Annotated in this window: 20 protein-coding genes; all 20 read left to right on the top strand. The window is 41.7% G+C overall.

Annotated features, from left to right (window positions below):
* Window positions 1–15: 15 nt before the first annotated feature.
* The 20 genes from O3652_RS04365 to O3652_RS04270 all read left to right on the top strand — a co-directional run bounded on the left by O3652_RS04365 (window position 16) and on the right by O3652_RS04270 (window position 14068).
* Entirely contained in the window at window positions 16–201 is a 186-nt protein-coding gene (locus O3652_RS04365) for a type Z 30S ribosomal protein S14 (RefSeq protein WP_001085697.1), read from the top strand.
* A gap of 213 nt (window positions 202–414) precedes the next feature.
* Window positions 415–813 carry a 30S ribosomal protein S8 gene (rpsH, locus tag O3652_RS04360; protein WP_000245504.1) on the top strand — a complete coding sequence of 133 codons (399 nt, stop codon included), beginning with the start codon at window positions 415–417 and terminating at the stop codon, window positions 811–813.
* Between the two features lie 189 nt (window positions 814–1002).
* Window positions 1003–1539, top strand: coding sequence for a 50S ribosomal protein L6 (rplF, locus tag O3652_RS04355; protein WP_000086626.1), 537 nt, complete (start codon window positions 1003–1005; stop codon window positions 1537–1539).
* 83 nt (window positions 1540–1622) lie between these two features.
* Window positions 1623–1979: a 50S ribosomal protein L18 gene (rplR, locus tag O3652_RS04350; RefSeq protein ID WP_004244055.1), complete on the top strand. Its 357-nt coding sequence runs from the start codon at window positions 1623–1625 to the stop codon at window positions 1977–1979.
* 17 nt (window positions 1980–1996) lie between these two features.
* A complete protein-coding gene (rpsE, locus tag O3652_RS04345) occupies window positions 1997–2491 on the top strand; it encodes a 30S ribosomal protein S5 (RefSeq protein WP_000874204.1) in 495 nt (164 codons plus the stop codon).
* A gap of 13 nt (window positions 2492–2504) precedes the next feature.
* The gene (gene rpmD, locus O3652_RS04340; RefSeq protein WP_000057241.1) at window positions 2505–2687 is read left to right on the top strand and encodes a 50S ribosomal protein L30; all 183 of its coding nucleotides are present in this window, start codon (window positions 2505–2507) and stop codon (window positions 2685–2687) included.
* Window positions 2688–2830: 143 nt separating this feature from the next.
* A complete protein-coding gene (gene rplO / locus O3652_RS04335) occupies window positions 2831–3271 on the top strand; it encodes a 50S ribosomal protein L15 (protein WP_000766089.1) in 441 nt (146 codons plus the stop codon).
* A 12-nt stretch (window positions 3272–3283) separates the two neighbouring features.
* A complete protein-coding gene (gene secY, locus O3652_RS04330; RefSeq protein ID WP_000465385.1) occupies window positions 3284–4594 on the top strand; it encodes a preprotein translocase subunit SecY in 1311 nt (436 codons plus the stop codon).
* Window positions 4595–4739: 145 nt separating this feature from the next.
* Window positions 4740–5378, top strand: coding sequence for an adenylate kinase (locus tag O3652_RS04325; RefSeq protein ID WP_125413914.1), 639 nt, complete (start codon window positions 4740–4742; stop codon window positions 5376–5378).
* A 116-nt stretch (window positions 5379–5494) separates the two neighbouring features.
* Window positions 5495–5713, top strand: coding sequence for a translation initiation factor IF-1 (gene infA, locus O3652_RS04320; RefSeq protein ID WP_001029883.1), 219 nt, complete (start codon window positions 5495–5497; stop codon window positions 5711–5713).
* 24 nt (window positions 5714–5737) lie between these two features.
* Window positions 5738–5854, top strand: coding sequence for a 50S ribosomal protein L36 (rpmJ, locus tag O3652_RS04315; RefSeq protein ID WP_001808836.1), 117 nt, complete (start codon window positions 5738–5740; stop codon window positions 5852–5854).
* 17 nt (window positions 5855–5871) lie between these two features.
* Window positions 5872–6237 carry a 30S ribosomal protein S13 gene (gene rpsM / locus O3652_RS04310; protein WP_000090781.1) on the top strand — a complete coding sequence of 122 codons (366 nt, stop codon included), beginning with the start codon at window positions 5872–5874 and terminating at the stop codon, window positions 6235–6237.
* 17 nt (window positions 6238–6254) lie between these two features.
* Window positions 6255–6638 (top strand): 30S ribosomal protein S11, encoded by a 384-nt coding sequence (gene rpsK / locus O3652_RS04305; RefSeq protein WP_001118385.1) that lies wholly within the window; start codon window positions 6255–6257, stop codon window positions 6636–6638.
* Between the two features lie 42 nt (window positions 6639–6680).
* Window positions 6681–7616: a DNA-directed RNA polymerase subunit alpha gene (locus tag O3652_RS04300; protein ID WP_000568993.1), complete on the top strand. Its 936-nt coding sequence runs from the start codon at window positions 6681–6683 to the stop codon at window positions 7614–7616.
* Window positions 7617–7627: 11 nt separating this feature from the next.
* Entirely contained in the window at window positions 7628–8014 is a 387-nt protein-coding gene (gene rplQ, locus O3652_RS04295) for a 50S ribosomal protein L17 (protein WP_000331493.1), read from the top strand.
* 263 nt (window positions 8015–8277) lie between these two features.
* Window positions 8278–8544: an ACT domain-containing protein gene (locus O3652_RS04290; protein ID WP_000644111.1), complete on the top strand. Its 267-nt coding sequence runs from the start codon at window positions 8278–8280 to the stop codon at window positions 8542–8544.
* A gap of 9 nt (window positions 8545–8553) precedes the next feature.
* Window positions 8554–9891: a PFL family protein gene (locus tag O3652_RS04285; protein ID WP_371590103.1), complete on the top strand. Its 1338-nt coding sequence runs from the start codon at window positions 8554–8556 to the stop codon at window positions 9889–9891.
* A gap of 236 nt (window positions 9892–10127) precedes the next feature.
* Window positions 10128–10820, top strand: coding sequence for a histidine phosphatase family protein (locus O3652_RS04280; RefSeq protein ID WP_371590102.1), 693 nt, complete (start codon window positions 10128–10130; stop codon window positions 10818–10820).
* Between the two features lie 159 nt (window positions 10821–10979).
* Window positions 10980–13481, top strand: a complete 2502-nt coding sequence (gene leuS / locus O3652_RS04275; protein ID WP_371590101.1) for a leucine--tRNA ligase — start codon at window positions 10980–10982, stop codon at window positions 13479–13481.
* A 173-nt stretch (window positions 13482–13654) separates the two neighbouring features.
* Complete coding sequence (locus tag O3652_RS04270) at window positions 13655–14068, top strand: YjdF family protein (protein ID WP_070569314.1); 414 nt, start codon at window positions 13655–13657, stop codon at window positions 14066–14068.
* The last annotated feature ends 339 nt before the right edge of the window (window positions 14069–14407 follow it).

Below are 14407 nucleotides of genomic sequence, written 5' to 3'. Positions count from 1 at the left end.
TAGGAGGTAAATCTAATGGCTAAAAAATCAATGATTGCTAAGAACAAACGTCCAGCGAAGTTCTCTACTCAAGCTTATACTCGTTGTGAAAAATGTGGTCGTCCACATTCAGTTTACCGCAAATTTAAACTTTGCCGTGTTTGCTTCCGTGAATTAGCTTACAAAGGACAAATTCCTGGTGTAACAAAAGCATCTTGGTAATATCATGATACAAAGAGCGTAACAACCACAGCAAAAATAGGAAATTTGGAGAAGGAGCGATGCTCCAAAACAAATTTATCTTTTTTGCACAGGTTGTAGCTCGTGTTCAAATAAGAGTTCTCTCATTTGAATGTGTCAATACTATCTGAGCCCAGCTCAATCATTAACTAGCAAGTGCAACTTGCAAACTACTAGTAAGAGGAGAAAAACAAAATGGTTATGACTGACCCAATCGCAGACTTCCTAACTCGTATTCGTAACGCTAACCAAGCGAAACACGAAGTACTTGAAGTACCTGCATCAAACATCAAAAAAGGGATTGCTGAAATCCTTAAACGCGAAGGTTTTGTTAAGAACGTAGAAATCATCGAAGATGACAAACAAGGCATCATCCGTGTATTCCTTAAATACGGACCAAACGGTGAAAAAGTTATCACTAACTTGAAACGTGTTTCTAAACCAGGGCTTCGTGTCTACAAAAAACGTGAAGATCTTCCAAAAGTTCTTAACGGACTTGGAATTGCTATCCTTTCAACTTCTGAAGGTTTGCTTACTGATAAAGAAGCTCGCCAAAAGAACGTTGGTGGAGAAGTTATCGCTTACGTTTGGTAATATTTAGCTCCCAATTTCTTTGAGACTCGTCGTTATCGTCTCTTGCCTAACCCAAAGTTATGCCGGCGAGACGATGCCTAGATTCACTTTGAAATTGAAACCTAAATGTTCCTTTAAATCGAGAAATCGATTTAACCCCCCGTGAAAACTGGCCATTCTGGCCTGACAATTTAACAGGAGAAAATAAACATGTCACGTATTGGTAATAAAGTTATCGTGTTGCCTGCTGGTGTTGAAATCACTAACAATGACAACGTTGTAACTGTAAAAGGACCTAAAGGAGAACTTACTCGTGAGTTCTCAAAAGATATTGAAATTCGTGTGGAAGGTACTGAAGTAACTCTTCACCGTCCAAACGATTCAAAAGAAATGAAAACAATCCACGGAACTACTCGTGCCCTTTTGAACAACATGGTTGTTGGTGTATCAGAAGGATTCAAGAAAGAACTTGAAATGCGCGGGGTTGGTTACCGTGCACAACTTCAAGGATCTAAACTTGTTCTGGCTGTTGGTAAATCTCATCCAGACGAAGTTGAAGCTCCAGAAGGAATTACTTTTGAACTTCCAAACCCAACAACAATCGTTGTTAGCGGAATTTCAAAAGAAGTAGTTGGTCAAACAGCTGCTTACGTACGTAGCCTTCGTTCACCAGAACCATATAAAGGTAAAGGTATCCGTTACGTTGGTGAATTCGTTCGCCGTAAAGAAGGTAAAACAGGTAAATAATGTTGAGTGGTTGATTTTTAACCACCAACCTAATTTCCAACTTAGTGCATAGCACACGATTTAAAACTAAAGAGGTGAAAACTGTGATTTCTAAACCAGATAAAAACAAACTCCGCCAAAAACGCCACCGTCGCGTTCGCGGAAAACTCTCTGGAACTGCTGATCGCCCACGTTTGAACGTATTCCGTTCTAATACAGGCATCTACGCTCAAGTGATTGATGACGTAGCGGGTGTAACGCTCGCAAGTGCTTCAACTCTTGACAAAGAAGTTTCAAAAGGAACTAAAACTGAACAAGCCGTTACTGTCGGTAAACTCGTTGCAGAACGTGCAAACGCTAAAGGTATTTCAGAAGTGGTGTTCGACCGCGGTGGATATCTATATCACGGACGTGTGAAAGCTTTGGCTGATGCAGCTCGTGAAAACGGATTGAAATTCTAATAGGAGGACACTAGAAAATGGCATTTAAAGACAATGCAGTTGAATTAGAAGAACGCGTAGTTGCTGTCAACCGTGTTACAAAAGTTGTTAAAGGTGGACGTCGTCTTCGTTTCGCAGCTCTTGTTGTTGTTGGTGACCACAACGGTCGCGTAGGATTTGGTACTGGTAAGGCTCAAGAAGTTCCAGAAGCAATCCGCAAAGCAGTAGAAGATGCTAAGAAAAACTTGATTGAAGTTCCTATGGTTGGGACAACAATCCCACACGAAGTTCTTTCAGAATTCGGTGGAGCTAAAGTATTGTTGAAACCTGCTGTAGAAGGTTCTGGAGTTGCCGCTGGTGGTGCAGTTCGTGCCGTTGTGGAATTGGCAGGTGTGGCAGATATTACATCTAAATCACTTGGTTCTAACACTCCAATCAACATTGTTCGCGCAACTGTTGAAGGTTTGAAACAATTGAAACGCGCTGAAGAAGTTGCTGCCCTTCGTGGTATTTCAGTTTCTGATTTGGCATAAGAAAGGGGATAAAATGGCTCAAATTAAAATTACTTTGACTAAGTCTCCAATCGGACGTATTCCATCACAACGTAAAACTGTTGTAGCACTTGGACTTGGCAAATTGAACAGCTCTGTTATCAAAGAAGACAACGCTGCTATCCGTGGTATGATCACTGCAGTATCTCACTTGGTAACAGTTGAAGAAGTAAACTAATAATTTTTAGGGGATGTGGCAATACTCATCCCCTAAAACTAGGTATAGTCATCTAAGATGACCATGTATAGGCGAGTTGATAAGGGAGACAACCTTTTCTCTCTTATCGGCGCTAGCATTTTACAAAAGAGGAGAAAATAATAATGAAACTTCATGAATTGAAACCTGCAGAAGGTTCTCGTAAAGTACGTAACCGTGTTGGTCGTGGTACTTCATCAGGTAACGGTAAAACATCTGGTCGCGGTCAAAAAGGTCAAAAAGCTCGTAGCGGTGGCGGAGTTCGCCTCGGTTTTGAAGGTGGACAAACTCCATTGTTCCGTCGTCTTCCAAAACGCGGATTCACTAACATCAACGCTAAAGAATACGCAATTGTAAACCTTGACCAATTGAACGTCTTTGAAGACGGTGCAGAAGTAACTCCAGTTGTGCTTATCGAAGCAGGAATTGTGAAAGCTGAAAAATCGGGAGTTAAAATTCTTGGTAACGGTGAGTTGACTAAGAAATTGACTGTGAAAGCAGCTAAATTCTCTAAATCAGCTGAGGAAGCTATCACTGCTAAAGGTGGTTCTGTAGAAGTCATCTAAGAGAGGTGACCCATGTTTTTTAAATTACTAAAAGAAGCGCTCAAGGTTAAACAAGTTCGATCAAAAATTCTCTTTACGATTTTTATCATTCTTGTTTTTCGTATTGGGACAAGTATCACTGTTCCAGGTGTGAATGCCAAAAGTTTAGAAGCTCTCAGCGGTTTATCTTTCTTGAACATGCTTAGTCTTGTTTCAGGGAATGCCATGAAGAACTTCTCCGTTTTTGCACTCGGAGTAAGTCCGTATATCACTGCTTCTATCGTTGTTCAATTGCTACAAATGGATATTTTACCGAAGTTTGTAGAATGGGGCAAACAAGGGGAAGTAGGACGGAGAAAACTAAATCAGGCTACTCGTTATATTGCACTTGTACTTGCATTTGTTCAATCTATCGGGATCACAGCAGGATTTAACACTCTATCTGGAGCGAAATTATTAACGACAGCTTTAACTCCACAAGTCTTTGTTACTATTGGTATTATCCTCACGGCAGGTAGTATGATTGTAACTTGGCTCGGGGAACAAATTACAGATAAGGGATACGGAAACGGTGTTTCTATGATCATCTTCGCAGGTATTGTTGCTTCAATTCCTGAGATGATTAAAGGCATCTATGTTGACTACTTCGTCAATATTCCAAGTAGCCGTTTGACTTCATCTATTATTTTTGTCGTTATTTTGATTATCGCTGTCTTGTTGATTGTGTACTTTACAACCTTTGTTCAACAGGCAGAATATAAAATTCCAATCCAATATACAAAAGTTGCTCAAGGAGCCCCATCAAGCTCATACCTTCCACTGAAGGTAAACCCAGCGGGGGTTATCCCAGTTATCTTTGCAAGTTCCATTACAGCAGCACCTGCAGCCATTCTTCAGTTTTTGAGTGCTACAGGTCACGATTGGGCTTGGGTACGTACAGCACAGGAAATGTTATCTACAACATCTCCGACTGGTGTTGCTATGTATGCCTTGTTAATCATTCTCTTTACATTCTTCTATACATTTGTACAGATCAATCCAGAGAAAGCGGCAGAAAACTTGCAAAAGAGTGGAGCCTACATTCATGGTGTCCGTCCTGGTAAGGGAACTGAAGAATTCATGTCGAAACTTCTTCGTCGCCTTGCGACGGTCGGATCAATCTTCCTTGGTGTGATTTCCATCTTGCCGATTGTGGCAAAAGATGTCTTTGGTCTTTCAGAAGCTGTTGCTTTTGGGGGAACTAGTCTTTTGATCATTATCTCAACCGGTATCGAAGGAATCAAACAGTTAGAAGGTTACCTATTGAAACGTAAGTATGTTGGTTTCATGGACAAAACAGAATAAAAGCAAAATTACTTTTGCTTAGAGAGTGGAGTATGAAGGTCTATCTATCAGAGAGATTTTCGTCTCCCCTCTTCTATTTTGTTTTTAAATAGGGGTTGAAACGAATTTCTGCTTCTATTTAAATACAAAATAAGGAGATCCTATCATGAATCTTTTGATTATGGGCTTACCTGGAGCAGGTAAGGGAACGCAAGCAGCTAAAATTGTGGAGCAATTCCACGTGGCACACATTTCAACTGGAGATATGTTCCGTGCTGCTATGGCAAATCAAACTGAAATGGGTGTACTTGCAAAGTCATACATCGACAAAGGTGAGTTGGTTCCAGATGAAGTTACAAATGGAATTGTTAAAGAACGCCTTTCACAGGACGACATCAAAGAAACAGGTTTCTTGTTAGATGGTTACCCACGTACGATTGAACAAGCTCATGCCTTGGACAAAACATTGGCGGAACTCGGTATAGAACTAGAAGGTGTGATCAATATCGAAGTGAATCCAGACTGTCTCTTGGAACGTTTAAGCGGCCGTATCATCCACCGCGAAACAGGTGAAACCTTCCACAAAGTTTTCAACCCACCAGTTGACTACAAAGAAGAAGATTACTACCAACGCGAAGATGACAAACCTGAGACAGTGAAGCGTCGTTTGGATGTCAATATCGCACAAGGAGAACCAATCATTGCTCACTACCGTGCCAAAGGATTAGTCCACGATATCGAAGGAAATAAAGATATCAATGATGTGTTCAAAGACATCGAAAAAGTATTGACAAATTTGAAATAAAGCGTTTTTCACACTTGCAAAAAATCGCTACAAATGTTATACTGAGATAGTCTGACTTATAATTGTTGTCTCTGTTTTCAGAGGCATCGAATCGAAATTTATGGAGGTGCTTTTGCGTGGCAAAAGACGATGTGATTGAAGTTGAAGGCAAAGTAGTTGATACAATGCCTAACGCAATGTTTACGGTTGAACTTGAAAATGGACATCAGATTTTAGCAACAGTTTCTGGTAAAATTCGTAAAAACTATATTCGTATTTTAGCGGGAGATCGTGTTACTGTCGAGATGAGTCCATATGACTTGACACGTGGACGTATCACTTACCGCTTTAAATAATCGAAAAACTTGGAGGGATAAGAAATGAAAGTAAGACCATCGGTCAAACCAATTTGCGAATACTGTAAAGTAATTCGTCGTAATGGTCGTGTTATGGTAATTTGCCCAGCAAATCCAAAACACAAACAACGTCAAGGATAAGATAGAAAGGAGAAAACATGGCTCGTATTGCTGGAGTTGACATTCCAAATGACAAACGCGTAGTAATCTCATTGACTTACGTTTATGGTATCGGACTTGCAACATCTAAGAAAATTTTGGCTGCTGCTGGAATCTCAGAAGATGTTCGTGTACGTGACCTTACATCAGATCAAGAAGATGCTATCCGTCGTGAAGTGGATGCAATCAAAGTTGAAGGTGACCTTCGTCGTGAAGTAAACTTGAACATCAAACGTTTGATGGAAATCGGTTCTTACCGTGGTATTCGTCACCGTCGTGGACTTCCTGTCCGTGGACAAAACACTAAAAACAACGCTCGCACTCGTAAAGGTAAAGCTGTTGCGATTGCTGGTAAGAAAAAATAATATAGGAGGTAAAAGTCTTGGCTAAACCAACACGTAAACGTCGTGTGAAAAAGAATATCGAATCTGGTATTGCTCATATTCACGCTACATTTAATAACACTATTGTTATGATTACTGATGTGCATGGTAATGCAATTGCTTGGTCATCAGCTGGTGCTCTTGGTTTCAAAGGTTCTCGTAAATCTACACCATTCGCTGCTCAAATGGCTTCTGAAGCTGCTGCTAAATCTGCACAAGAACACGGTCTTAAATCAGTTGAAGTTACTGTAAAAGGTCCAGGTTCTGGTCGTGAGTCAGCTATTCGTGCGCTTGCTGCCGCTGGTCTTGAAGTAACAGCAATTCGTGATGTGACTCCAGTGCCACACAATGGTGCTCGTCCTCCAAAACGTCGCCGTGTATAATCATCGCATTACACTGCTTTTCGTTTAAGAGGGAGTAACTAAATGATTGAGTTTGAAAAACCAAATATAACAAAAATTGATGAAAATAAAGATTATGGCAAGTTTGTAATCGAACCACTTGAACGTGGCTACGGTACAACTCTTGGTAACTCTCTTCGTCGTGTACTACTAGCTTCTCTACCAGGAGCAGCAGTGACATCTATCAACATTGAAGGTGTCTTGCATGAGTTCGACACAGTTCCAGGTGTTCGTGAAGACGTGATGCAAATCATTCTGAACATTAAAGGGATTGCAGTAAAATCATACGTTGAAGACGAAAAAATCATTGAGCTTGACGTTGAAGGTCCTGCTGAAATTACAGCTGGAGACATTTTGACTGACAGTGATATTGAGATTGTAAATCCAGATCATTATCTCTTTACAATCGGTGAAGGTTCTTCTCTAAAAGCGACAATGACTGTTAACAGTGGTCGTGGATATGTACCTGCTGATGAAAACAAAAAAGATAATGCACCAGTTGGAACACTTGCTGTAGATTCTATTTATACACCAGTTACAAAAGTCAACTATCAAGTTGAACCTGCTCGTGTAGGTAGCAATGATGGATTTGACAAATTAACCCTTGAAATCTTGACTAATGGAACAATTATTCCTGAAGATGCTTTAGGGCTTTCAGCACGTATCTTGACAGAACATCTTGATTTGTTTACAAATCTTACTGAGATTGCTAAGTCAACTGAAGTGATGAAAGAAGCTGATACTGAATCTGACGATCGTATTTTGGATCGTACGATTGAGGAACTGGACTTGTCTGTGCGTTCATACAACTGTTTGAAACGTGCCGGTATCAACACTGTGCATGATTTGACAGAAAAATCTGAAGCAGAGATGATGAAAGTACGAAATCTTGGACGCAAGAGTTTGGAAGAAGTGAAACTCAAACTCATTGACTTGGGTCTTGGATTAAAAGATAAATAAAGGAGGAATACATGGCTTACCGTAAACTAGGACGCACTAGCTCACAACGTAAAGCAATGCTTCGCGATTTGACAACTGACCTTTTGATCAACGAATCAATCGTGACAACTGAAGCTCGTGCTAAAGAAATCCGTAAAACTGTTGAAAAAATGATTACTCTAGGTAAACGTGGTGATTTGCATGCACGTCGTCAAGCAGCTGCTTTCGTACGTAATGAAATCGCATCTGAAAACTATGATGAAGCAACTGATAAGTACACTTCTACTACAGCACTTCAAAAATTGTTCTCAGAAATCGCACCTCGTTATGCTGAACGTAACGGTGGATACACTCGTATCCTTAAAACTGAACCACGTCGTGGTGATGCTGCGCCAATGGCGATCATCGAATTAGTATAAAATCATCAATTTTGTTGAGTGTTATGATGATGGAGTCTTGTGCTCTTAGTCTAGCTCTGGTCTACCGCTGGGACTTCGGTCCTAGCGGGAACACTCATCATCATTTGATAGGGTAGACGCTTGTTTACGAAATTGTTTTTTTCTTAAGAACAACTTCGTAAGCAGGCGTTTTTTAGTATTTTCTATGGAAATATGCTATACTAGGAAAAAAGAAAATCAAAAACGTTCAGGTTTTCTAAAAATCGTAGAAATGGGGTATAAGGATGAAGGCTATTATTACAGTGGTTGGTAAGGACAAGGCTGGGATCGTTGCAGGCGTGTCTACTAAGATTGCAGAGTTGGGTTTGAATATTGACGATATTTCTCAGACGGTGTTGGATGAATATTTTACTATGATGGCGGTCGTTTCTAGTGACGAAAAACAGGATTTCACTTATCTACGAAATGAGTTTGAAACTTTCGGTCAGACCTTGAATGTTAAAATCAATATTCAAAGTGCAGCGATTTTTGACGCCATGTATAATATCTAGGAGGTCATCATGGATATTAGACAAGTTACTGAAACCATTGCCATGATCGAGGAGCAGAACTTCGATATCAGAACCATCACCATGGGGATTTCCCTTTTGGACTGCATTGATCCAGACATCGAACGTGCTGCTGAAAAGATTTACCAAAAAATCACCACTAAAGCTGCAAATCTAGTGGCTGTAGGAGATGAAATTGCTGCAGAACTTGGGATTCCTATTGTTAATAAACGGGTATCGGTGACTCCGATTTCTTTAATTGGTGCTGCGACTGATGCGACAGACTATGTTGTTTTGGCAAAGGCTCTTGATAAGGCTGCCAAGGAGATTGGTGTTGACTTTATCGGTGGATTCTCAGCTTTGGTACAAAAAGGCTACCAAAAAGGAGATGAAATTCTCATCAATTCTATCCCACGCGCTCTAGCTGAGACAGACAAGGTTTGTTCGTCTGTTAACATTGGCTCGACCAAGTCAGGTATCAACATGACTGCGGTCGCTGATATGGGACGTATCATCAAGGAAACAGCTGCGCTATCAGATATGGGTGCGGCCAAGTTGGTCGTATTTGCTAATGCTGTTGAGGACAATCCTTTTATGGCAGGGGCTTTCCATGGTGTTGGCGAAGCAGATGTTATCATCAATGTCGGGGTTTCGGGTCCTGGTGTGGTCAAGCGTGCCTTGGAAAAGGTTCGTGGAGAGAGCTTTGATGTAGTAGCGGAAACAGTCAAGAAAACAGCATTCAAGATTACTCGTATCGGTCAGCTGGTTGGACAAATGGCGAGTGAACGCCTTGGTGTTGACTTTGGAATTGTCGACCTAAGCTTGGCACCTACTCCTGCAGTTGGTGATTCTGTGGCTCGTGTCCTTGAGGAAATGGGCCTAGAAACAGTTGGTACGCATGGGACAACGGCTGCTCTCGCTCTTTTGAATGACCAAGTTAAGAAGGGCGGAGTGATGGCTTGTAACCAAGTCGGTGGCTTGTCAGGTGCCTTTATCCCAGTTTCTGAAGACGAAGGGATGATTGCTGCGGTGCAAGATGGCTCTCTGAATTTAGAGAAACTAGAGGCTATGACAGCTATCTGTTCTGTTGGACTGGATATGATTGCCATTCCAGAAGATACGCCTGCTGAAACCATTGCAGCTATGATTGCGGATGAGGCGGCAATCGGTGTTATTAACATGAAAACAACGGCTGTTCGTATCATTCCAAAGGGCAAAGAAGGCGATATGATTGAGTTTGGTGGCTTGCTAGGGACAGCTCCAGTTATGAAGGTCAACGGTGCTTCGTCTGTTGATTTCATTTCTCGCGGTGGGCAAATCCCAGCTCCAATCCATAGTTTTAAAAATTAATAAAAAAGCGAGAGGATTTAAGTTGAGTTTAAGGATGACTGTGTATACTATAATCATTAAATAAAGACCTCCTAACTTTATTTAATAGAAATCCTAAACTTTTTCATAATAATCTCCTAGGGAAGCTACCATGAGGGTAGCTTTTCTTTTGGATAATTTACAAATGTTGGCTTCGCTTTTGAAAGCCAAATATTTCTTTGATCCATGATATAATAGAAGAAAATGGAGGATAGAAAATGTCTAAAGTAAGATTGTACTTGGTCCGTCATGGAAAAACGATGTTTAACACGATTGGACGTGCTCAAGGATGGAGTGATACGCCTCTAACCGCAGAAGGTGAGTTGGGAATCCATGAACTGGGAATTGGCTTGAGAGAGTCTGGTTTGCAGTTTGACCGGGCTTATTCCAGTGATTCAGGGCGCACTATTCAAACCATGGGAATTATCTTAGAAGAACTTGGATTGCAGGGGAAAATCCCTTACCGCATGGACAAGCGAATCCGTGAGTGGTGTTTTGGTAGTTTTGATGGGGCCTATGATGGGGACCTCTTTATGGGGGTTATTCCTCGTGTTTTCAAGGTGGATCATGTTCATCAGTTATCCTATGCAGAGTTAGCAGAAGGTCTAGTTGAGGTTGATACTGCAGGCTGGGCAGAAGGTTGGGAAAAACTCAGTGGTCGAATCAAGGAAGGCTTTGAAGCGATTGCCAAAGAAATGGAAGAACAAGGTGGGGGCAATGCTCTCGTCGTAAGCCATGGAATGACCATTGGTACCATTGTGTATCTAATCAATAGCATGCATCCGCATGGTCTCGATAATGGTAGCGTAACGATCCTTGAATATGAGAACGGGCAGTTTAGTGTAGAAGTTGTTGGTGACCGTAGCTACCGAGAACTAGGGTGTGAGAAGATGGGAGAAATAAAAAATTGATAGAAGTTAGCTCCGATTAGGAGCTAATTTTTTTCCTGTTAAATAAGGTGGATTTGCGACTCAGTATTTCTTGTTATCCAAGTCTAAAAGAACATTTCTCGACTTTCAAATTCCCCCAAAAATGGTATAATAGTAACATCATAAAATTGGAGAAATAGCATGAGTTTTTACAATCATAAAGAAATTGAGCCCAAGTGGCAGGGCTATTGGGCCCAACATCATACATTTAAGACAGGAACAGATGCTTCAAAACCGAAGTTTTATGCTCTCGACATGTTCCCTTATCCTTCAGGAGCCGGATTGCACGTAGGACACCCAGAAGGTTATACAGCAACGGATATTCTCAGCCGTTACAAACGTGCGCAAGGCTACAATGTTCTTCACCCAATGGGTTGGGATGCCTTTGGATTGCCTGCAGAGCAATACGCTATGGATACAGGGAATGACCCAGCAGAATTTACGGCGGAAAATATTGCCAACTTCAAACGCCAAATCAATGCGCTTGGATTCTCTTACGACTGGGATCGTGAAGTCAACACCACAGATCCAAACTACTACAAGTGGACGCAGTGGATTTTCACCAAGCTTTACGAAAAAGGCTTGGCCTATGAAGCTGAAGTCCCTGTAAACTGGGTTGAAGAGTTGGGAACAGCCATCGCTAATGAAGAAGTCCTTCCTGACGGGACCTCTGAGCGTGGAGGCTATCCCGTTGTCCGCAAACCGATGCGTCAATGGATGCTTAAAATCACGGCCTATGCAGAGCGATTGCTTAATGACTTGGATGAGTTGGATTGGCCAGAATCTATCAAGGATATGCAACGCAACTGGATTGGTAAATCAACTGGTGCCAATGTAACCTTTAAAGTTAAGGGAACAGACAAGGAATTCACCGTCTTTACGACTCGTCCGGACACTCTTTTCGGTGCGACTTTCACTGTCTTGGCTCCTGAGCATGACTTGGTTGACGCTATCACAAGTCCAGAGCAAGCTGACGCAGTTGCAGACTATAAACACCAAGCCAGCCTCAAGTCTGACTTGGCTCGTACAGACCTTGCCAAGGAAAAAACAGGGGTTTGGACTGGAGCTTATGCTATCAACCCTGTCAATGGTAAAGAAATCCCAATCTGGATTGCCGACTATGTTCTTGCAAGTTATGGAACAGGTGCTGTCATGGCTGTGCCAGCCCACGACCAACGTGACTGGGAATTTGCCAAACAGTTTGGTCTTCCAATCGTAGAAGTGCTTGAAGGTGGTAATGTGGCAGAAGCTGCTTATACTGAAGATGGGCTTCATGTCAATTCGGACTTCCTAGATGGACTTAACAAAGAAGAGGCTATTGCTAAGATTGTGGCTTGGTTGGAAGAGAAAGGTTGTGGACAAGAGAAGGTTACCTACCGTCTCCGCGACTGGCTCTTTAGCCGTCAACGTTACTGGGGTGAGCCAATCCCAATCATTCATTGGGAAGATGGGACTTCAACAGCTGTTCCTGAAAGTGAATTGCCACTTGTCTTGCCAGTCACCAAGGATATCCGCCCTTCAGGTACTGGGGAAAGCCCATTGGCTAACTTGACCGACTGGCTTGAAGTGACGCGTGAAGATGGTGTTAAAGGTCGTCGTGAAACCAACACCATGCCACAATGGGCTGGTTCAAGTTGGTACTACCTCCGCTATATCGATCCACACAATACTGAGAAATTGGCTGATGAGGACCTCCTCAAACAATGGTTGCCAGTAGATATCTACGTAGGTGGTGCGGAGCATGCCGTTCTTCACTTGCTTTACGCTCGTTTCTGGCACAAATTCCTCTATGACCTCGGTGTTGTTCCGACTAAGGAACCATTCCAAAAACTCTTTAACCAAGGAATGATTTTGGGAACAAGCTACCGTGACCACCGTGGAGCTCTTGTAGCGACTGATAAGGTTGAAAAACGTGACGGTTCTTTCTTCCATGTGGAAACAGGAGAAGAGTTGGAGCAAGCACCAGCCAAGATGTCTAAATCCCTCAAGAACGTTGTTAACCCAGACGATGTGGTGGAACAATATGGTGCCGATACCCTTCGTGTTTATGAAATGTTCATGGGGCCACTTGACGCTTCCATCGCTTGGTCTGAGGAAGGTCTGGAAGGAAGCCGTAAATTCCTTGACCGTGTTTACCGTTTGATTACAAGTAAAGAAATTGTCGCGGAAAATAATGGTGCTCTTGACAAGGTCTACAATGAAACAGTCAAATCTGTCACTGAGCAAATCGAATCCATGAAATTCAACACAGCCATTGCCCAACTCATGGTCTTTGTCAACGCTGCCAACAAGGAAGACAAACTCTATGTGGACTACGCCAAAGGTTTTATCCAATTGATTGCCCCATTTGCACCTCACTTGGCAGAAGAACTCTGGCAAACAGTTGCTGCAACAGGTGTGTCCATCTCTTATGTAGCTTGGCCAACTTGGGACGAAAGCAAATTGGTTGAAGACGAAATCGAAATCGTCGTCCAAATCAAAGGAAAAGTCCGTGCCAAATTGATGGTTGCTAAAGACCTATCACGCGAAGAATTGCAAGAAATTGCTCTGGCTGACGAAAAAGTCAAAGTGGAGATTGATGGCAAGGAAATCGTGAAGGTGATTGCAGTACCTAATAAATTGGTTAATATCGTTGTGAAATAAGATAGGAATCCTTCAGAGTAGAATCTGGAGGATTTTTAAATTGGATTATGCTATAATAGTCCCAACTAAGATAAAAACACAGTTCTGGTTGGTAGTCCAGACGTAGGCAAGCCTATCAGTAACCTTCCTCCTTGGTTGTCCATTCTTAGGGATAGATTTAAGGAGGTGCTGTCGTGGAAATCGTTTCAATTGGCTTGACAGTTTATTTTGAAGATGGATTTTGGCATGGATTGTTTGAACAAGAGTATGAGGGAACTTATCAAGTTTGTCGAGTGACATTTGGTCAGGAACCAAAAGAGGATGAAATTTTGAAACTTTTACAGACTCAGTTTGTTCGGTTATCTTTTAGTCCAGAGGCAACAGTCAAACAGCATGTGAAGATTAAGAATCCGAAGCGTCTGCAGCGAGCTGTAAAGAAACAGGTGAAGCAGAAAGTTTCTTCTAAGTCACAAGAGCTTTTACAGTTGCAGTATGAGGAACGAAAAAAGCATTCAAAACAACAGTCCAGTCTCCAAAAGCAATTGCTCAAGCAAGAGAAATTTGAACGCAAACAGCAAAAACGTAGAGAGAAGCACAAGGGGCACTAGTGACTCTCTCTTTCATAAAATAGAACAGCTCTTCTTGGATAACAAGAGCTGTTTTTGCTTGTATTGAAGATTTCTTTCCTAATAGATAGACTTATCGTTAATGGCAGTTTCAAATTCAGGACCATACTTGCTTGCTTCAAATTCAATCCTGCCCCATTCAGCATTTTCATTTTACTAGAAGGGAGTGCGTGCCATGATTTCTGATTCATTTTTTATTGTTTGGTTTAGCGAGAACAATACTATTGACTCCTGGATTTTTCTGCCGGATGCTATAAAACATCTCTTTTATAGCGTATGTTTAAAATTATAATGTATGGTTATAAGTGTTTTTCAACATCC

Source organism: Streptococcus sp. 27098_8_23, assembly GCF_041432195.1.
Taxonomy (GTDB): Bacteria; Bacillota; Bacilli; order Lactobacillales; family Streptococcaceae; genus Streptococcus.
This window is presented reverse-complemented; position numbering and strand designations above follow the sequence as displayed.